This is a genomic window from Ralstonia sp. AU12-08 (genome assembly GCF_000442475.1).
Classification (GTDB): domain Bacteria; phylum Pseudomonadota; class Gammaproteobacteria; order Burkholderiales; family Burkholderiaceae; genus Ralstonia; species Ralstonia insidiosa.
Genome location: NZ_ASZV01000050.1, coordinates 63,493 through 81,492, shown reverse-complemented (window position 1 = coordinate 81,492; position 18,000 = coordinate 63,493). Strand labels below are relative to the sequence as shown.

Annotated in this window: 19 protein-coding genes and 1 pseudogene; 6 read left to right on the top strand and 14 right to left on the bottom strand. The window is 61.0% G+C overall.

Annotated elements, in window-relative coordinates:
* Nucleotides 1–1,242, bottom strand: a 1,242-nt coding sequence (locus tag C404_RS55885; RefSeq protein WP_037012708.1) for an HAD-IC family P-type ATPase, incomplete at its 3' end; no start/stop codon positions are given.
* A gap of 263 nt (nucleotides 1,243–1,505) precedes the next feature.
* On the opposite strand from C404_RS55885, the pseudogene C404_RS0130505 reads away from it, so the two are divergent.
* The 3 genes and pseudogenes from C404_RS0130505 (at nucleotide 1,506) to C404_RS55875 (ending at nucleotide 4,811) form a co-directional block, all read left to right on the top strand.
* A pseudogene (locus C404_RS0130505) lies at nucleotides 1,506–3,307 on the top strand (copper resistance system multicopper oxidase).
* A gap of 178 nt (nucleotides 3,308–3,485) precedes the next feature.
* Complete coding sequence (locus tag C404_RS55880) at nucleotides 3,486–4,250, top strand: copper resistance protein B (protein WP_232295862.1); 765 nt, start codon at nucleotides 3,486–3,488, stop codon at nucleotides 4,248–4,250.
* A 147-nt stretch (nucleotides 4,251–4,397) separates the two neighbouring features.
* The gene (locus C404_RS55875; RefSeq protein WP_009241649.1) at nucleotides 4,398–4,811 is read left to right on the top strand and encodes a CzcE family metal-binding protein; all 414 of its coding nucleotides are present in this window, start codon (nucleotides 4,398–4,400) and stop codon (nucleotides 4,809–4,811) included.
* 16 nt (nucleotides 4,812–4,827) lie between these two features.
* On the opposite strand, the gene C404_RS55870 is transcribed toward C404_RS55875, so the two are convergent.
* The 5 genes from C404_RS55870 to C404_RS55850 all read right to left on the bottom strand — a co-directional run bounded on the left by C404_RS55870 (nucleotide 4,828) and on the right by C404_RS55850 (nucleotide 8,295).
* Nucleotides 4,828–5,082 (bottom strand): nicotinamide mononucleotide transporter, encoded by a 255-nt coding sequence (locus C404_RS55870; protein WP_009241650.1) that lies wholly within the window; start codon nucleotides 5,080–5,082, stop codon nucleotides 4,828–4,830.
* A gap of 145 nt (nucleotides 5,083–5,227) precedes the next feature.
* Nucleotides 5,228–5,635 (bottom strand): hypothetical protein, encoded by a 408-nt coding sequence (locus tag C404_RS55865; protein ID WP_009241651.1) that lies wholly within the window; start codon nucleotides 5,633–5,635, stop codon nucleotides 5,228–5,230.
* Between the two features lie 77 nt (nucleotides 5,636–5,712).
* Complete coding sequence (locus tag C404_RS55860) at nucleotides 5,713–6,108, bottom strand: GtrA family protein (protein WP_009241652.1); 396 nt, start codon at nucleotides 6,106–6,108, stop codon at nucleotides 5,713–5,715.
* Nucleotides 6,109–6,176: 68 nt separating this feature from the next.
* Nucleotides 6,177–6,932: a class I SAM-dependent methyltransferase gene (locus C404_RS55855; protein ID WP_009241653.1), complete on the bottom strand. Its 756-nt coding sequence runs from the start codon at nucleotides 6,930–6,932 to the stop codon at nucleotides 6,177–6,179.
* Between the two features lie 1,024 nt (nucleotides 6,933–7,956).
* The gene (locus C404_RS55850) at nucleotides 7,957–8,295 is read right to left on the bottom strand and encodes a hypothetical protein (RefSeq protein ID WP_009241655.1); all 339 of its coding nucleotides are present in this window, start codon (nucleotides 8,293–8,295) and stop codon (nucleotides 7,957–7,959) included.
* A 163-nt stretch (nucleotides 8,296–8,458) separates the two neighbouring features.
* On the opposite strand from C404_RS55850, the gene C404_RS55845 reads away from it, so the two are divergent.
* Nucleotides 8,459–8,821: a COG4315 family predicted lipoprotein gene (locus C404_RS55845; RefSeq protein WP_009241656.1), complete on the top strand. Its 363-nt coding sequence runs from the start codon at nucleotides 8,459–8,461 to the stop codon at nucleotides 8,819–8,821.
* Nucleotides 8,822–9,017: 196 nt separating this feature from the next.
* Nucleotides 9,018–9,542 carry a c-type cytochrome gene (locus C404_RS0130495; protein ID WP_009241657.1) on the top strand — a complete coding sequence of 175 codons (525 nt, stop codon included), beginning with the start codon at nucleotides 9,018–9,020 and terminating at the stop codon, nucleotides 9,540–9,542.
* 79 nt (nucleotides 9,543–9,621) lie between these two features.
* Here the strand turns inward: C404_RS0130495 and dsbD are convergent, their stop codons facing one another.
* The 8 genes from dsbD to cueR all read right to left on the bottom strand — a co-directional run bounded on the left by dsbD (nucleotide 9,622) and on the right by cueR (nucleotide 17,339).
* Nucleotides 9,622–11,568: a protein-disulfide reductase DsbD gene (gene dsbD, locus C404_RS55840; RefSeq protein ID WP_009241658.1), complete on the bottom strand. Its 1,947-nt coding sequence runs from the start codon at nucleotides 11,566–11,568 to the stop codon at nucleotides 9,622–9,624.
* Between the two features lie 140 nt (nucleotides 11,569–11,708).
* Nucleotides 11,709–12,038, bottom strand: coding sequence for a P-II family nitrogen regulator (locus C404_RS55835; protein ID WP_009241659.1), 330 nt, complete (start codon nucleotides 12,036–12,038; stop codon nucleotides 11,709–11,711).
* A gap of 58 nt (nucleotides 12,039–12,096) precedes the next feature.
* Nucleotides 12,097–12,759, bottom strand: a complete 663-nt coding sequence (locus tag C404_RS55830) for a methyltransferase family protein (protein ID WP_009241660.1) — start codon at nucleotides 12,757–12,759, stop codon at nucleotides 12,097–12,099.
* Between the two features lie 158 nt (nucleotides 12,760–12,917).
* Nucleotides 12,918–13,163 carry a DUF2933 domain-containing protein gene (locus C404_RS55825; protein WP_009241661.1) on the bottom strand — a complete coding sequence of 82 codons (246 nt, stop codon included), beginning with the start codon at nucleotides 13,161–13,163 and terminating at the stop codon, nucleotides 12,918–12,920.
* A gap of 48 nt (nucleotides 13,164–13,211) precedes the next feature.
* Nucleotides 13,212–13,529, bottom strand: coding sequence for a hypothetical protein (locus C404_RS55820; protein ID WP_021197397.1), 318 nt, complete (start codon nucleotides 13,527–13,529; stop codon nucleotides 13,212–13,214).
* Between the two features lie 121 nt (nucleotides 13,530–13,650).
* The gene (locus C404_RS55815) at nucleotides 13,651–13,881 is read right to left on the bottom strand and encodes a hypothetical protein (protein WP_009241663.1); all 231 of its coding nucleotides are present in this window, start codon (nucleotides 13,879–13,881) and stop codon (nucleotides 13,651–13,653) included.
* Between the two features lie 623 nt (nucleotides 13,882–14,504).
* A complete protein-coding gene (locus tag C404_RS55810) occupies nucleotides 14,505–16,898 on the bottom strand; it encodes a heavy metal translocating P-type ATPase (RefSeq protein ID WP_024973227.1) in 2,394 nt (797 codons plus the stop codon).
* A gap of 12 nt (nucleotides 16,899–16,910) precedes the next feature.
* Complete coding sequence (gene cueR / locus C404_RS55805; protein ID WP_009241665.1) at nucleotides 16,911–17,339, bottom strand: Cu(I)-responsive transcriptional regulator; 429 nt, start codon at nucleotides 17,337–17,339, stop codon at nucleotides 16,911–16,913.
* A 236-nt stretch (nucleotides 17,340–17,575) separates the two neighbouring features.
* On the opposite strand from cueR, the gene C404_RS55800 reads away from it, so the two are divergent.
* The gene (locus C404_RS55800; RefSeq protein WP_009277706.1) at nucleotides 17,576–17,989 is read left to right on the top strand and encodes a hypothetical protein; all 414 of its coding nucleotides are present in this window, start codon (nucleotides 17,576–17,578) and stop codon (nucleotides 17,987–17,989) included.
* Nucleotides 17,990–18,000: the final 11 nt, after the last annotated feature.

The following is an 18,000-nucleotide window of genomic DNA, read 5'->3' as shown; positions in this document are numbered from 1 at the left end:
CGTGGCAAGCCCGAGCGCGCACGGGCAAGCAATGATCAGCACGGCGACCGCATTGATCAAGCCGTGGGCCCAACTCGGCTGTGGACCCCAGATCCCCCAGGCGAAGAGCGTCATGACGGCGATGCCGACCACACCGATCACAAAGACGCCCGCCACCTTGTCTGCCATCCGCTGCATCGGCGCCTTGGAACGCTGTGCTTGCGCAACCATTTGTACGATTTGCGAGAGGACCGTCTGCGCGCCCACTTTCTCGGACCGGACCACGAGTGCGCCCGAGGTGTTCATGGTGGCACCGATCACATGGTCGCCCGCGCGTTTGGAGACGGGAATCGGCTCACCGGTGATCATCGACTCGTCGAGCGCGCTCGCGCCCGCGACCACAACGCCATCCACGGGCACCTTTTCACCGGGTCGCACACGCAGCAAATCGCCCACATGAACATGGGCAATGGGAACATCCTCTTCGCTGTCGTCTGCGTTGATACGCCTGGCCGTTTTCGGGGCCAAGCCGAGTAGAGACTTGATTGCGGCTGAGGTCTGCGAGCGGGCTTTCAGTTCGAGCATCTGCCCCAGCAGTGTCAATGAAATGATGACGGCCGCCGCTTCGAAATACACTTGCACCCGGCCGGACGCCGCAAAGGTAGAGGGAAACACACCCGGCGCAACGACCGCTACCGCGCTGTAAAGATAGGCAGCCCCCGTGCCCAGGCCGATGAGCGTCCACATGTTCGGGCTGCGGTATACAAAGGATTGGGCACACCGTCTGAAGAATGGCAATCCCGCCCAAAGCACGACCGGTGTGGCCAGTGCCAACTCAAACCTGTCTTGCCATGCTGGATCGAGGCGAGTCAATCGGTGTCCAGCCATGGCCAGCACAAAAACAATCGCCGTCAATGGAAAGCTTGCCCAGAATCGCCGCCGGAAGTCCGCAAGCTCCGCATTCTCTTCCTCCTCTACCGCGGGCATGACCGGCTCCAGCGTCATACCGCATTTGGGGCACGTGCCGGGATGATCCTGGCGAATCTCCGGATGCATCGGGCAGGTGTAAACCGTGGGCGCGAACTCCGTCGTTGATGAGACGCCTGCTTTGTCGCTCTCGACAGCCTCGGGCACGGGGGGCGAATGAGCGTGTTGGTCGTCGCTGTCGCATAGGCGTTGGTGCGTGTACTCGTTGTGTGTTTGCGGTGCGTTGGCGTTTTCCTGGCGCGAAGCTGCTTCTTTGTGGCTGTGCTGGCGGGTCATGCTCGGCATCCTGTGAGGAAAGAGTGGCGCGCTACGAAGGTCGTAGTGAGCATAGCGGTCTGGCACAGGAGGAGCAATGGTGAGCGAAGACAACAACGCCGCCGTTGCACCCTCCGCCCTGGGCATGCCCCATGCTACCGACATTGAGTCCCGTTGGGGACTATCGTTCGTAACGCAGGACCACAACCTTCCAACATAGGGAGAGGATCGTGAGCGACAGCATTTCACTGGGCAGCGTGGGCCGCCGCAAGTTTTTGCACCGGATGGCTGGCACGGTCGCAACCGCGTTCGGCGGGACAATGGCCGCGCCCATATGGGCACAACAAGTTCAGAACTATCCGGGTGCGCTTACGGGGACCGACTTTGACTTGACTATTGGACGCACGCTCGTCAATTTCACTGGGCGCGCACGCTATGCCATCACCGTGAATGGGTCGATCCCAGCGCCGATACTGCGATGGAAGCAGGGGTCAAAGGTGACACTGCGGGTCACCAACACACTGGACACGCAAACCTCGATCCACTGGCACGGCATCCTCGTTCCATTTGCGATGGATGGTGTGCCCGGCGTGTCATTCCCTGGCATTCCCGCTCACCAGACATTCATCTACACGTTCAAGGTGAGGCAGGCCGGCACCTACTGGTATCACAGTCACACGCGTTTTCAGGAGCAGCTCGGACTCTACGGCCCATTGGTAATCGAACCACAAGAGCCAGATCTCGTCCGCAGTGACCGCGACTACATTGTCATGCTGAGCGATTGGACGGACGAAAATCCAGACAGCGTGTTCCTACATCTGAAGCAATCGAGCGATTTTTATAACTTCCAGCTACCTACGGTCGCCGACTTCGTTGACGACACAAGGACAGTGGGCATCTCGGGAGCGCTCAAACGTCGGCGCATGTGGAACGAGATGCGCATGAACCCTACCGACCTCGCCGACGTATCAGCCGCCACTTATAGCTATTTAGTCAACGGCGCCACTCCCTTTGCCAACTGGACGGCCATCGCGAAGGCCGGCGAGCGCGTACGACTGCGCTTTATCAATGGATCGGCTACCACTACCTTCGACGTCCGGATTCCGGGTCTAACGATGCGCGTTTGCGCAGCGGACGGGCAAGACGTCGAAGCGGTGGACGTCGACGAGTTCCGGATCGGGGTGGCCGAGACCTACGATGTGTTGGTGCAAATGCCCCAGGATGCTGCATACACGATCTTTGCTCAGGCGATGGATCGCAGCGGCTACGCACGTGCCACACTCGCGCCGGAGCCGGGCATGCGCGCCGAGGTTCCACCGATGGACCCTAAAACTTGGCTCTCCATGGCGGACATGGGAATGGAGACTAGCGGGATGGCTATGGGCAGAGAACAGCCCGGTACCACGATGCGAATGCCAAACAACGGATCCCACTCCGCCCCCCGCCATTCAATGCCGGAGATGAGCGGACCCGTGGCCGATATGCAAGACAAGCAACCGCAGTCAGGCCATGAAGGAATGGCATCCCCCATGCCGATGCCGCCACGCCAAAAGCCCATGATTTCTCCGCCAATGACGATGTCGGTCATGCAGACCGGCCCCGAAGTCGACATGCGTTCCATGAATCCTTCGAAGTCGCTCGCCGACCCCGGTCCAAGATTGCGCGACAACGGCCGTCGGGTATTGGCCTATGCGGATTTGCGAACGCTCGCCCCCCCATTGACGCTCGGCCCCCGGGCCGCGAAATCGTCCTGCACCTGACCGGAAACATGCGCCGGTTCATTTGGGGGTTCGATGGCAAGAAGTTCTCCGAGGCTGAGCCAATCCGTTTGTATTACGGCGAACGGGTGCGGATCACCCTCGTCAACGACACCATGATGAACCACCCCATGCATTTGCACGGCATGTTTAGCGAATTGGAGAACGGTGAGCGCCAAGCCCTCGTTCGCAAGCACACCATCAACGTTCAACCGTCCAAGCAGATCAGTTTCCTCGTGACGGCAGATGCCCCGGGGCAGTGGGCATTCCATTGTCACCTGCTGTATCACATGGAAGCCGGCATGTTCCGCAAGGTGGTTGTGGCCTAACCCATCGGCTAAGGAGCGAGTCATGTTGCCAAGAGTGCAAAGATGGCTGTGTTTGGTCGCCGCGCCGCTGGCGCTTACTGTGGACGCCGCAGGCGCACAGACAGCAGGCTCCTCCATGCAAGCCATGCCACAGAAGCGACAGGGCATGCCTGACCAAGTTCTCAGCCAGGGAGCAAACATGTCCGCATCACCCGAACGGGCCGCTAATACCGAGGAAAGCGGCATCAACGTCATCCTTAAGAGCGATGAGCCTCGCGTGCCCATGCGAGATCCCAAGCGAGGCATCACCATGCCGGGAAACACCATGGCCGACAACGACGTTTATCACCAATTCTTGTTCGACCGGTTCGAAGCCATACGCGCTCCCGCTGCCACCGGGTTGGCGTGGGACATGCACGGATGGATCGGAAAGGACATCAATAGGCTGTGGCTCAAACTGCAGGGTATGCGGCTATTCGGTAAGACCGAAGATGCAAAAGTTGAGGCGCTGTGGGGACATGCATTTGCTCCGTTCTGGGATTGGCAGACGGGCATTCGGCGCGACTTTGGTGGCGGGCCGGCGCGCACATGGGCAGCGTTCGGAATCCAAGGCCTTGCGCCTTACTGGTTCGATGCAGAGGCGACACTGTACGTCAGCAACGCGGGGCGCGTGGCTGCGCGTGTACGCTCTACCTACGACGTCCGCTTCTCACAGCGCATCGTCCTGACTCCCGAAATCGAAGCGAACGCCTACGCAAAGACTGACGAGGCACGGGAAATCGGCAGCGGGCTGGCTGACCTCCGGCTAGGTCTGCGACTCCGATACGAAGTCCGCCGCGACTTTGCTCCGTATATCGGCGTGGTTTGGGGCAAGAAGATGGGCAAGACCGCCGACTTTGCGCGAGCGGCGGGGCAAAGCGCGACAGATAGGCAAATCATTGCCGGCATACGGTGGTGGTTCTGAATGGGGGCATGGCCCTTTTTTTGTGTACCTCCCCTGAGGCTCATCTTCGGTATGAGCGCCTTACCGAGACGTAATTCGCGAGTCATCGAAGGGAGAGGAATGCCTCTCTAGAATCGTTCACACCACTTGACGCTCCAGGAGAAAACGATGAATCGCAATGGACTTGCTTCGCTCATGCTCGCAGTCCTCTTTGCCGCAAGCTCGGCGGCATGGGCCTCTGACAAATTCCGCGGTGACGGCGGGGACAATTGGATCGAACACGTGCGGCAAAGCCCGTCGGCACCCCCGTCGAATATGAACAAGACCGCATTGTTGTTCGGCTCACCTGCCCCTGCGTCAATGGCTGCGCGCACGGTGGTAGTGAAGCCCGGGATGAAGTACATCAATGTTGACTCCGGTGAGACCATCGCATTCTCCACGGGGACCGGGACGCAAGCGTGGACATTCATTGAAGCGATGCAGAGCACCTCGGTCGACCTGGGCGTTCTGCTGCCGGATGCACCCGAAGCCAAGGGAGTGCGTGTCATCATCGCGCGCAGCACCTGGTTCACCGGCAGTTAAAATACCACCAGCCCTGTCACGCCTCACACGGTTGTGCAGGGCTGGTTTCATTGCACCGCTTTGCTCGTCGCCAAGCGATCAGAGCCGTGACCTGGATCCCTGTGTTGACGAACTGCAATGCAATCAATGCAAATTGCTTGGTCTCCCAGTACACGAACACCAGGCCCATGTTGCCGGCAATCCAGGCTAGATAGCCGCGCGGGTCTTTGCGGGCAATGAATAGCTGGCCGGTTAAGCCGGCCAAGATAACGAAGAGTTGCAGTGGGCTCACGGTGATTTTTCGACTGTTGCGGCGGTTTCGCTACTGTGTCAGAACAGTGCAACGCGCAGTCTCTGCAACAGAGGCACATTGCCCGCTCATTCTTGGCTTTTGCCGTGCGGGCTAACGTCTGCCTCAGGTGTTGCACGCGGAGAAATTAAGGCGCCGCTGTACTGACGACCACCATCATTGGAGTCCAAGCCTCCATAGCCAGTTCTCTCGCTTCCCCCGGCTCCAACACCAAATCGATCGGTTGCGTGCCCGGTAGTGCGCCGATCCCGCCTGCGTCTTGTATATCCAAGCGGAGTTTCACGGAAACGCTTCCACGGTTGACCAGCCGCATGGAATAGCGCTGTTGAGACGAAAGCGTTTTGGACAGAATATCGCCCCGTTTGAGCGAAACGTCGATCTCTTCAGGGAGTGCGGATGAGGGCTGCATGCCGCCCAACGTCACGACGGGGTTGTGGGTGCCGAACCCATGTTCGAGATGCAGGACGAAGGCGCTTGCAATCGTGGGAAAGCTGGCAAGGGTTGCCAATATCGATATGACAGTACTTTTTCTCATGGCATCGTCTCCTGATGTAACTGCCCTAAGGCGTGTTGAGGCTGTGCTGTCCAGTGTTTGCGTTGGTGAGACATGGGTCACTTATCGAGGGGGGGCACGCGCGCACCGGAAAACGTCCAACGGCGGTGGAGATTGAAATTGATCAGGACCAAGACCCCGGTTGCGGTCACCTGCGCAACCAGATAGTGGAACCCTAAAGCGAGGAGGGATGCCAGTGCCCAGGCGTTGATCAACAATGCCAGCATCCATACGAGGGCGAATCGGGCGAGCGTCTCCGGGATCTTGGCTGACGCATCGAAGACCCACCGCCGACTGACCGAGTAGTTGAGCACCAGCCCCACCAGCGCCGCAATGGTTGATCCGAGCACAGGCTCGGTCCCCATTTGGACCAGCGCGTATAGGGTCAGATAGTGAGCGGCGGTGGAAACACCGCCGCTCGCGAGGTACCTGTAGAAGCGATGTCGATTCGTCATGGCGGCTCATTCTCGTAGGTGTATCGGACACGTGTAAATGGCGGGTTCCTGTTCGTTGAGTCGCTACCTTACTCCTTGACCGCAATGGCGAGCAGTGAGCCGCCGGCCGGAAAGTGAATGCCGCGGGTAAGCAAGCGAGACTCAACGTTGCAGACCGTCGAGAACAGGCGATTAAGCGTTTTCCCGATACGAAAGCCTTCGTCAACTTCCTGCTCGGTCCGTGCGATCTTTTGATGCAGACGCGAAAGAACCATGACCGGTAGCAGCAGCGACATAAAGGAGTTGACATAGAGCGGTCGGAACCCGGTGGCGCGCAACTTTTCAATGAGATCCCGGCGCGTATAGCGACGTTTGTGCTTGGCCGCATCGTCCACGCGGCTCCAGAGCCGGGGGTGCTGGGGCACTGTCAAGATCAGCCCGCCACCGCGCCGGCAGGCCTTGTACATCTCACTTAGGGCACGTCGATCATCATCGATATGCTCGATGACATCAAAGGCGCCGACCACCTCAAATGCCTCAACAAACGGTATCGCGCGAGCATCCATTTGCAAGAACTTCGCCCCGCAATGACGGCGCGCCATCTGGAGTGCATTCAGCGAGGGTTCCCCACCGCACACTTCTGCGTGCCGAAACCGATCTGCAATCGCGGCTAGGTTCTCCGCTGTGCCGCAGCCAACTTCCAGAAACGACTGGAGCTGCGGGAAATGGCGCTGCAGCGCCCACACGATTAGCCTGCGGCGATGCACGAACCAAAAGTGGTCAGCCTGCAGCTTTTGGTATTCCTCGAACAGCGGCTCATGGAAGCCGTCGTTGTCCTGCAGCATCTCGGGCGCCAAGCAAGCGACGCCATCACGGATGGTGGCTCGCCAGCCACAAGCGCTGCACGACCAAGCGAAGGGCCTCAAGGGTGTATGGCAACTTACACAGATATGCACGGCAAACTCCTACGCAGCAAGCAACTGCGCCATTCACGGCGTCCTGGTTGCTTGCTGACGAAACACTCGATTTCCCTTGGCGCGTGTAGAGGCGCTGCCAAAGGTCTTGCCGATGCGCCGTCTGCCTCCTCTTACAAAAGCGAAAGCTGGCTCGCCATCGGCGATGCGTGTTAGACAACCAGCCGAGGAGGCCGTAGGAGAAGGTCCGGGACGAAGCTGAGAAAGTGAGCGCGAGACGAACGATGTGTTTTCAATCTCGGCTGGTAAGCGGACATGGTCAGTCCCGCCAACATCGCATGCTGCGGAACTTCCCCGCAAGACGGACATGACTTGCAGCGGTCGTCGAAACGAACGGGCGTGGCTTTTCCATGGTGGTCATGACAATGCTCATGGCCGGCGCGTGCAGCGGTGGGGGGCCGCTGGGGCTGCATCTTTCGTAACTTCTTGGTTGTTGTATGCGCGCGTTCGCAGTCGGCGAGAATGCCTGCGCCCATGCCCTGTGAGGGCAGCGCAAGCAGTACTAACCAGAGCAAAAACACACGCAGCAACTTCACCGGGCACCATGAACCAACGATCACGAAGCCGCAGTCTAGGAAACGGAACCTGACCACAGAGTTACGGGCGCATTACAAGAATGCAGCCGGTTGAAGGTGTTTGGCGCTGCGCGTTTCCCTCCCACTAGACAAGGTGGGCATGCTGACGGCACAAGCATGCAATCGGTACATGATCGCTCGCGCCAGGACATGATTTGCCAAGGGTGCAAAGCCTACGCAACGCTCCAGTGGTCCACCCCAACAATAGAAAGAATATGCGCAGTGTGTCCTATCAGTTGCGCAATCGATCTTGGCAATTGCGCTCTTTCATATTGGCAATCGGGGTAGTCGTCCTTTTCAGGCATGTATGGCCTCGACGTCTATTGCAAGCCTCTGTTGGTGATGTTGAAACGGTCTGCATGCATGTATCCGGCTTGCCTGGTAGGCCGCTGCTGAAGCAATCCCGCAGCCTTGATGAGATCCGCGCACCTTGTCCTTAGCAAAATCATGGCGTCCCCGAAGGCCGCCGCCGGCACGCGCCAGCCTACCCTGCGCAGACGAAGTTCAGCATTTGGACCAATGTCAAACGCCAGCGTGTCGCCGGTAGCCAAGCCCGTGGTCGTCGTCTGATCATCGGGGGGAGCATCAAGATTGGCCTTAACAGGCCTCGTCGGCATCTGGTTGATCGGCGTCACAAAGCGCTCCACCATGGCACCCATGCTTCTCCTCTTCGTCGACGGCGGGCGTGCTACAGCATCAATTGCCGTGCGGTTTTCGGCACCCCTATACTCATCTCACACAACCGGGATTCCCAGGTCGTTGGTAGCAGCTTGCCGTCCCGGCGCTAGCGTAGATATTGATCAACAACGCAAGGAGCACACTATGTCGCGTACCCTGATGATGTTGGCGCTGGGCGCGGTCGCATCGTTTCCGGCGCTTGCCGAGCCGCCCGAGGTTATGCAAGGCAAGCTGGTCGATGAGCACAAGATGACGCTGTATGTTTTCGACAAAGACACTGCGGCCGGCAAAAGCGCGTGCAACGGGACGTGCGCGACCAACTGGCCACCCGCGCTGGCCGATTCATACGACAAGGCGAGCGGTGATTGGAGTTTCATCACCCGTGATGACGGCAAGCGCCAGTGGGCCTACAAGGGCCATCCGCTTTACCGCTGGAGCAAGGATCAGAAGCCGGGCGACACCACTGGCGACGGCGTCATTGGCGCGTGGCACGTGGCCAGGCCTTGACTGGCGCGTTAGAAGAGCACGTGGATGGAGCGGGCGCTGCGGCCCAATGATTCAACGACCTGCTCTTCATGCGATCGGGATCGCTTTGGCCTCACTTGCCTTTGGCGCGCCGGCTCGTGCAGAGGGTGACCCCGCGCGGGGTGCACAAGCCGCCCGCACTTGCATGGCGTGCCATTCATTTGCACCGAGTCGCCACTTGACGGGCCCGAGCTTGGCGGGCGTTTTGGGACGTAAAGCAGGCACAGCCGACGGCTTTGCACGCTACTCTGACGCCCTCAAGCAATCAGGTCTGGTCTGGGACAAACGGAACCTCGATGCGTGGCTTGAGAATCCGGCGGCCCTGGTGCCGGGTAACGCGATGACCTTTCCCGGCATTGCCGATGCACGCACGCGGGCCGATCTGGTCGCCTACATTGAGGCAGTTTCCACGGGGCGTGTGAAGGTGCCCGATCGTGGCCTGCCGAATTTGAAGGAGTCCGATGCGGCGTCGCGGGTCACCTCAATCCGCTTCTGTGGCGATACCTATCGCCTCACCACCGCCGACCGGAAGGCCCACGTCTTTTGGGAGTTCAACCTGCGCTTCAAAACCGATGGCAGTGCTGCCGGCCCGGCTGCCGGTCAACCTGTGCTGATCGGCACAGGCATGCAGGGCGACCGCGCCGCCGTGGTTTTTGCGCGCCCCGAGGAAATCTCTGCCTTCATTCAGAGGCGGTGTCCATAAAGACTGGCCACCCTGCCAACAGCATCTAGAACCCGGTGGCGATACTGCTGCATAAGCTGCGGGCGGGGTCAGGCAGATCTCAATGCTTCCCGTCGTCGCCGAAGGCTTTCGCGAGACTGTCGAGAAAAAGGCTTGCAGACTGGAAGCCGATCACTCGCACCGGGCTCTCACGTCCATCGGCACCGTACAAGATGATGCCGGGTGGACCGAATAGGCCGAAGCGTTTGAGCAGGGTGCGATCGTCGGCAGAATTGCGTGTCACGTCGGCCTGCAGCAGCACAACATCCGCCAGCCGTGCCTGGACTCTCGGATCGCTAAAGGTCAAGCGTTCCATCTCCTTGCAGCTGACACACCAATCGGCATAGAAATCTAGTAGCACCGGCTTGCCGGCCGCGGCGGCCTGCACCAGGCGCGCGTCGAGTTCGGCCACAGAACGGATGCGCTCGAAGCGCACCAGCGCCGGGCCAGCAGTGGAGGCGGGCGCCATCAGGCCAGCACGCAGATGCGACAGCGGCTGGAGCAGATCCCGTCCGCCGGACGCCAGACCGACCAGCAGGATCGCCCCTGCCAGCGCGGCCACCATGCCCATGCCCTTGCCCAACCGGGTCAAGCTGCGAGGCTCTGGACCAAGCGAACCGAAGGCGCCCAGGAAGGCGGAGGCAATCAGCAGCAGCATGGCCCACGCCGCCATCAATGCCCAGGGTGGCAAAAGCGGGCTGACAGCCCAGAGCGCCTCGCCGAGCAGCAGGAAGCCCAAGAAGCGCTTCGTCACCATCAACCAGTGCCCAGCGCGCGGCACAAGATAGCCAGTAGCGACGCCGACCAGCACCAACGGCGCCCCCATGCCGATCGCCATACCGAATAGTGCACCGCCACTGCCAATCGCATCACCGGTTTGCTCGGCATCGGTCAGCGTGCCCGACAGCGGCACAGGCACGCTGCGCACGACGACCAATGCTGAAATCACGCCTGCTGCTGCGGCAACAGCAATCCGACCGCCCGACCAGCGATTTGAGGATGCCGTCATTGGGGGCAGCCGCCCTAGCTCATAGAGTCCGAACATTGACAGCGCCAGGGCCACCGCCAGCATGGTAAAAGCCCCCAGCGCCCACGGCGTCAGCAGCCCCGTCGAGAATCTCTCGCCGAGCAATCCCGCTGCCACGCCGACACCGGCATCAGCCACCGCCGTTCCGAGCACGTAGGCTAATGAGACCACCAAGGCACGACCGCGCGTCACGTGCTCGCCGACGACGATTGACGACAGGATCGGCACCATCGCCAGCACGCCTGGCGTGAGCGTCATCAGCAGACCGAGGCCGAAAAAGACCGTAGCAATCCTCCCAAGCTGGTGGCCGGCCAACACGTGCGCAACGCGGTCGCCGTCGTCATTCCTTGGCGCGGCTGATGGAACAGCCGGCCCAATTTGCCCCTCTCCCAAGCTGGGCAAAATCGGCATCGCCGGCGGCACGGGCGACGTCATTGGCCTGCTGCTCCGATGCTTATCGAATAGGCCACCGAGCAAGCCACCGCCGACCTTGTACACACTGTGCATCGGCGGATAGCAGATTCCCTTGTCGGCACAGCCTTGTGATGTCACCGTCAGCAGCCATTCGCCGTCAGCCGGCACGACCGCCACCGGCACGCGAATGGTGACGCCGCCATGATAGATCTCCATCTGCTTGCCGAGCGCTTCGTCAAATTTGACCTGCCCTGGCGGAAACTCGGGCGTACCGAGCTTGACCCCAGCCGGCTGTGCGGCGAACACAAATCGCTCACGGAAGAGGTGATAGCCGTCGGCGATGTCGAAGTGCACCTCGATGGAGCGGTCGTCGAGTTGCCGCGCCGCAAAGCGGAAGGCCTGCTCCGGTGGCAAGAGATTTTCCTCTTCCGCGGCATGGGCAACACCACCGGAGCCTGCGACGCAGAACCACAGGACAGCGAGCAGCAGCAAAACGAGCTGTGCCGGGGCGACGCCTCGTACTCGCCCGCCACCTCCAGTGCGCGTCGCTGCCACGCTCCACCCCATACATCACTCCCTGACCTCAATGACCGACCACACCGTGCTGATCGCGCTATAGCCTCTCGGCGGATGCCCTCACGCCTCGCGGGTCACACGGGCATGTGATCCCGTGCCGCCTGGCGCCCCGCCATTGACACACGATGGGATTATTCCGCCGGACCAGCCGACTCCCCAGGGGGAACGTGAAGATGCAAGAACCCCTCGACAGGAACAACCGCGACGATCCCGGCGCCCGGCACCGTCGATTTTCCGACCTCAACGATCGCGTTGGTGATAGCCTCGACCTCGGCCTCGTCCGCGAAGATTTCAACCTTGGTGTGCACGGTGGTCAGGTCACTGGAAAAGAAGTTCTTGTACTCGCCGTACCCCTTGACCTTTGTGATCGTCAGGCCAGGGGCATGGGCGGTCGCGAGCTGCCTCTCCAGCGACTCAAGCAGTTCAGTGGGAATGATGGCGATGATCCATTTGGTACGCATAACCCTCTCCTTGATCATCAAGGTGCGACCACGGCAGCCGGGGCTATAGGGCGAGAAATCATGAGCCCACGTGGGTGCTGAATAGCTGTTTCCATTGACTGCGGCCCGGTACGAACATGGGCACCCTGCGTCGATACGCCTCGTAAGCGGCCCCAAAACGGCTGACCATGTCTTGTTCTTCCTTGCGCGCCAGCCTGACATAAACAAACACAATGACTGGCAACAGCACCACGGTGATCAGCGTGGGCCAGTGCACCAGCTGCCCAAAGACAGCCAGCATGATGCCGAGGTACTGCGGGTGACGGACGAATCCGTAAGGCCCCTCCTGGGCGATGCGGCCGGCACGGCATGCTCGATAGACAGTGCTCCACCCCCAAATCAGCAGAATGAGGCCCGGGAGGATAAAGACAGTCGCTATCACCATCTCGACCATTGCGCCTGCCATGCCATAACCGAGCAGCGTTGCCCACAGATGCCCACTGTAGGCCGTCAGCGGTATGTCGATTCCGAGGAAGCCCGTCAGGAGGTAGATCGTGAGGGGGAAGCCGTACATTTCCGCGTACAGCGCGATCACAAAGGCCTGCACGAGACCCGCCCCAGTCCATTCGCGCCAGCCTTGCGGCGCCACGTACCGATACAAGATCCATGACACCACCCCAACCAAGACCGCGACCAGGTTCCAATGGCCGTAGTGCGCACTGAAACTACTCATGATGCTCATCGCACTCCTCCCGCAGACGACAGGATTGGATTTGCCCCTGTATCTCCGGACACAGCCTCACACTTGCGCTGATGATTTCGCGTACCACGCTGGCCTACAGTCCTTGTCCTGCTCGCGCTGGAACCCGCCTTCGCGATACGCGCGGCCGCACTCACGATTCACTTTTCGATCCGAAACGGCTGCTTCCGCTCAGGCGTGTCCTCTCTCATGGAACGCCGCTGATCGTCTTGACCTTGCATGCCTTTCATCATCAGCCACATCGATAGCGGGCAGACGAGGATCAACAGGTAGGGACCAATGCCCAGCACGAAGGCACGAACTGACGGGAAAACGGCATAGGCGACTGCCAAGATCGCCACCAGGGCAGCGCCCACGGCGACCATGGTTCTCGTGTTGCATTTCATAGCGGTACTCCTGTGGTACTCGGTCGTTCGCGATACGGCCGGCCACCGTCATTTCGATGAGGGCGTCTGGATCTTGTCCGCGTACTTGCGCAGGATTTCCCCCATCGCCTGCATCATTTCTCCGTGCATCTGCATCGAGAGCTTTTCGTTTCCGGGCGGCAACTGCCCCATCATCGGACAACCGCCCATCATCCCGCCGTCCATCATGTGGCCCATCATCATGGAATGCATGGGGTCTTGCGGACTTGCTTTGGCGCCTTCGGTAGCGCGACTGGGGCCGGCTGCAGCGCTCCATCCACCGGCCCCAAGCAGGGCAAGCGCAAGCGCTGTGGCCATGACTGATCTCGTTCTCATGACGATCTCCATCTTCGATTAAGTTCCGTGCTGTTCGCCACCGGTTCCGGATGCCGCAAGATCAAGCGGCTTACTCCCGGTAAGCGATTGCGTCGATATACGCGCCTCGACGACCAGGCCGAAGCGCATGCGATCATTTCGCCTCGGATGGGCCCTTCGGGCTGGCGCTGTCCGCCGACGACTTCATCATTTCAGCGCACTGCTTCTGCATCGCATCCTTGGCTGATGCGGCGCCCGGAGCTGCGGCAGAGCGTTTCGCCGCCGCGCGCGCACTGTTGATGGCATCCCAATTGGGACCTGCGAAGGCCGCGCCAGCGGCAACACCAAGCGAAACGAGAACGATGATTCTGAGAATGGAATGCATGATGGTCTTCCCCACATAAGGTTTCTTTCCGGCTCAGTCAAGGCAGAGTCCAGGGACATCCCGCCGGGGGAGCGATTGAAATCAAGGCTCGCGGCGACGGATTGCCGCGTGTGGGGAGCGATCAGATTCGCAAGCGCGCTGTTGCGAGGTAGATGGGCCCAGGTACTGCAACGGGCCGAGAGGCCTTCGGGTAAGCCGGTCCGGCGTAAGGCGTCGGAGGAAGAACGTGCACGAGCCCAATTGCGGCGGGCAGCATGCCAAGATCAGGAGCGTGGCCGTTGGCATCCGCCCAATGGCGCCCATCGTGCCGATGGTCCGCGCAGAGCGCGGGCTGCGCCTCATCCATGTGCTGGCAGTTCACGACGGAAACAACCATCGTCGAGGAGTTCGCCATGGTCCCCGCCTCGGGCGGGCAAACGTATCCCGCAATCGCAAGGCGCGAGAAAAGCACCATCGCGATCAATGAGAGCGTAAGCAGCCGAGCGAGAGGACTTTGGCGATGCATCATGAATCACTGCCAACAATTGTGTTCACTCTAGTTCTGCCAAACCTTGACCGCAAGGCGGGCAAAAACGGTGAGGGGCGATTGCGCACGGGCATGATGGTCATCCAAGAGGCAGCGCCTAAAACACCTGCGTTCTCAACCGAAGCGCATTGGAAATCACTGACACCGAACTCAGGCTCATGGCCAAGGCCGCGATCATCGGTGACAGCAGCCACCCGGTGAACGGGTACAGCACTCCGGCTGCCAGCGGTATGCCCAGCGCGTTGTAGACGAACGCAAATCCCAGGTTCTGTTTCATATTGGCAATGGTGGCCTGCGACAGTTCCCGTGCGCGCGCAAGGCCGCGCAGGTCACCCTTGACCAGCGTGACCTGGGCGCTATGCATTGCCACATCGGTTCCTGTCCCCATGGCAATGCCGACATCGGCTTTGGCCAGTGCCGGTGCGTCATTGATGCCGTCGCCAGCCATTGCCACCACGTGGCCCTCGCTCTGGAGTTTTGCGACCAGCGCCAGCTTGTCGGCCGGTTTGACCTCACCATGAAACTCGTTAATGCCAAGGGGGCCGGCCACGGCTCGCGCTGTCGCGATGCTGTCGCCGCTTGCCATCACCACGCGAATCCCGGCTGCTTTGAGCGCCGCAAGCGCTTCGGGGGTGCTGGCCTTGACCGGGTCCGAGACCGTCAGCAGCCCCGCCAATTTCCGGTCAACGGCCAGGTACATGACACTGGCGCCGTACTGCCCCAGCACGTTTGCCCGCAACGCTTGCGATTCAATATCGACTTGCTCCCGACGCATCAGGGAGGCATTGCCGAGTATCAGTTGGTGACCGTCAACCCGGCCTCGCACGCCCATGCCCGCGTCCGATGCGAAATGTTCGACCTTCGCCAAGGTCAGGCCCCGTTCACGCGCCGCCGCAACGATGGTGGCCGCCAGCGGGTGCTCGCTGCCTTGATCGAGACTCGCCGCCAGACGCAGCACCGTGGTCTCATCGAGCGAATCGACGGCCAACGCCCGCTCGAAGACCGGACGGCCTTCGGTCAGCGTGCCGGTCTTGTCGACGATCAGGGTGTCGACCTTGCGGAAATGTTCGATGGCCGCCGCGTCGCGGAACAGAATGCCCTGGGTCGCCGCCTTGCCGCTCGCCACCATGATCGACATCGGTGTAGCCAGCCCCAGCGCGCATGGACAGGCGATGATCAGCACGGCCACCGCGTTGACCAGCCCAAAGACCCAGCTCGGCTCGGGACCGAACAATCCCCAGCCGAAGAAGGCAAGCACGGCGATGGCTACCACCACCAGCACGAACACCCCGGCCACCTGGTCCGCCATCCGCTGCATTGGCGCCTTCGAGCGCTGGGCCTGGGCTACCATCTGCACGATCTGGGACAGTACCGTCTGAGCGCCAACCTTTTCCGAGCGCATGACCAGGCTGCCCGACGTATTGAGGGTGGCGCCGATCACGTGGTCGCCCGCCCGCTTGAAGACAGGCAGTGGCTCACCGGTGATCATCGATTCGTCGATGGCACTCACACCTTCAATCACAACGCCATCGGTCGGCACTTTCTCGCCCGGCCGAATTCTCAGCAAGTCACCGACATGCACGTGCGTGAGCGGGATGTCCTCCTCGCTGCCGTCCGGGTTGATGCGGCGTGCTGTCTTGGGTGCCAGACCAAGCAGCGACTTGATGGCCGCCGAGGTCTGTGAGCGCGCCCTCAGCTCGAAGATCTGGCCGAGCAGCGTCAGCGAAATGATCACGGCGGCGGCCTCGAAGTAGACCGCAATGCGGCCATGCACAACAAAGCTGCGGGGGAACAGGTCGGGCGCCACGGTGGCCGCAACGCTGTACACGAACGCGGCGCCGGTGCCCAGACCGATCAGCGTCCACATATTTGGGCTGCGGTTTCGGAACGATTGCAGGCACCGGGCATAGACGGGGAAGCCTGCCCACAGGACCACGGGCGCAGATAATGCGAACTCCACCCAGCTTTGCACCGTCGGCCCCATTGCCCAGGCATGTTCACCCAGCATCGCAAGCAATGCGGTGGCAATCGTCAACGGCAAGGTCCACCAGAAGCGCCGGCGGAACGCTGCGAGTTCAGGATTCTCGTCGGCGTCGAGGCTCGGCATCTCAGGCTCAAGCGCCATGCCGCATTTCGGGCAGCTCCCGGGATGGTCCTGACGGACCTCGGGATGCATAGGGCAGGTGTAGACGGCGCCAGGTGCTGCACTGGCTTCGTCACCGGCGGAGACATACTTGGCTGGCTCCGCCTCAAACTTCCTCTGGCATGCCGCGCTACAGAAGACGTACCGCGCCCCCGCGTAGTTTGACTGGTATGGCGTACCGAGCTTCACTGCCATGCCGCACACTGGATCTCGGTCCTCGGTGGCGGTCACAAGCGTCAGTTGCTTCGCCATGGCGTGCTGGTGGTCCCCGCCTTGTGCGCACAAATCTCCGCCGACGTGCCCGGGCGCAGGGGATGACGTATGCGGATGTGGTCGTTTGTCGTTCATTCTCGCGGTGCCTCAATGCCGCGTGGCATGTGCCACAGGCTGCCTCTCTGGGACGGCGCTGCTGATCGCGTCCAAAATCGGGCAGGCGGGGCGATCGTCGCCGTCACAGTGCTGGGCGAGATACATCAGGGTGTCGCGCACGCCGGTAAGCGCGGCAATCCGAGCGTCCAGCTCTTGAATGCGCTGCAACGCAATCGCCTTCACCGTTGCACTCGCGCGCCGCTTGTTTTCCCACAGCCCGAGCAATTCTCGAATCTGCTCCATGGAGAAGCCCAATGCCCGCGCCCGCCCAATGAAGCGCAGGGCGTGGATGTCGTTGTCTCCATACGTCCGGTAGTTGCCCGCGCTCCGGGCAGCCGACGCCACCAGGCCAATGCTTTCGTAGTAGCGGATCATTTTGGCCGAGACCCCGGATACGCTCGCGGCCTGTCCGATATTCATGGTGTGCTCCTCGATTCCTGCGTGCATCGAAGCTTCGGCATCACGTGTCCGTGGCATGTGCCACGGGAGCGACGCGTACCCAAATCTTCACGGCTTCACGGTAGACCCTGCCCACGTGGGAAGGTCAAGGACGGCGCGCTCGTTCTTTTGTCCGATCGCGGCGCGGGTATCCGGCGAAGTTACATTGCGCATGAAAAAAGGTATGCTTCCGACAAAGTTTCCACGGCAATTAACCCTTGCGTCACACGCTGCGCCGGCATTCTTTCTTCGCTGGCTTTCTCCTGCTGGTCTTCCTGTCAGTCCAACTGGCAGCGGCGGCGTACGCCTGTGCCGGCAGCCGATACCAAGTGGGCAGCAACAACATGAAGGCCGCCCTGACCGAATCGTGCGCCGACATGGCCAATGGGACCGATCAGGGCAGCAGCCAGGACAAGGACAACGGCGCGCTGTGCTTGGCCCACTGCCAGGCTGACTCCAAGAGCGCTGATCATGTCGCACCGCAACTGCCGGTGTTCTTGCCGGTGCTCACCGGCGTCATCGAACCGGCCCCCGTGGCGTTTGCCAATATCCGCACGGTGCTGCGCACACAAGTGGCAGCGCGCGCGCCGCCACCACCGCTGGCCGTTCTTTACTGCAGTTTCCAAACGTAGCCTCCAGACCG

Coding starts and splice junctions, on each gene's coding strand:
- C404_RS55880 (WP_232295862.1), top strand. CDS start 3,486: ATGTCCGCATCACCCGAACGGGCCGCTAATACCGAGGAAAGCGGCATC.
- C404_RS55875 (WP_009241649.1), top strand. CDS start 4,398: ATGAATCGCAATGGACTTGCTTCGCTCATGCTCGCAGTCCTCTTTGCC.
- C404_RS55865 (WP_009241651.1), bottom strand. CDS start 5,635: ATGAGAAAAAGTACTGTCATATCGATATTGGCAACCCTTGCCAGCTTT.
- C404_RS55860 (WP_009241652.1), bottom strand. CDS start 6,108: ATGACGAATCGACATCGCTTCTACAGGTACCTCGCGAGCGGCGGTGTT.
- C404_RS55855 (WP_009241653.1), bottom strand. CDS start 6,932: ATGCTGCAGGACAACGACGGCTTCCATGAGCCGCTGTTCGAGGAATAC.
- C404_RS55850 (WP_009241655.1), bottom strand. CDS start 8,295: ATGGGTGCCATGGTGGAGCGCTTTGTGACGCCGATCAACCAGATGCCG.
- C404_RS55845 (WP_009241656.1), top strand. CDS start 8,459: ATGTCGCGTACCCTGATGATGTTGGCGCTGGGCGCGGTCGCATCGTTT.
- dsbD (WP_009241658.1), bottom strand. CDS start 11,568: ATGGGGTGGAGCGTGGCAGCGACGCGCACTGGAGGTGGCGGGCGAGTA.
- C404_RS55835 (WP_009241659.1), bottom strand. CDS start 12,038: ATGCGTACCAAATGGATCATCGCCATCATTCCCACTGAACTGCTTGAG.
- C404_RS55830 (WP_009241660.1), bottom strand. CDS start 12,759: ATGAGCATCATGAGTAGTTTCAGTGCGCACTACGGCCATTGGAACCTG.
- C404_RS55825 (WP_009241661.1), bottom strand. CDS start 13,163: ATGAAATGCAACACGAGAACCATGGTCGCCGTGGGCGCTGCCCTGGTG.
- C404_RS55820 (WP_021197397.1), bottom strand. CDS start 13,529: ATGGAGATCGTCATGAGAACGAGATCAGTCATGGCCACAGCGCTTGCG.
- C404_RS55815 (WP_009241663.1), bottom strand. CDS start 13,881: ATGCATTCCATTCTCAGAATCATCGTTCTCGTTTCGCTTGGTGTTGCC.
- C404_RS55810 (WP_024973227.1), bottom strand. CDS start 16,898: ATGAACGACAAACGACCACATCCGCATACGTCATCCCCTGCGCCCGGG.
- cueR (WP_009241665.1), bottom strand. CDS start 17,339: ATGAATATCGGACAGGCCGCGAGCGTATCCGGGGTCTCGGCCAAAATG.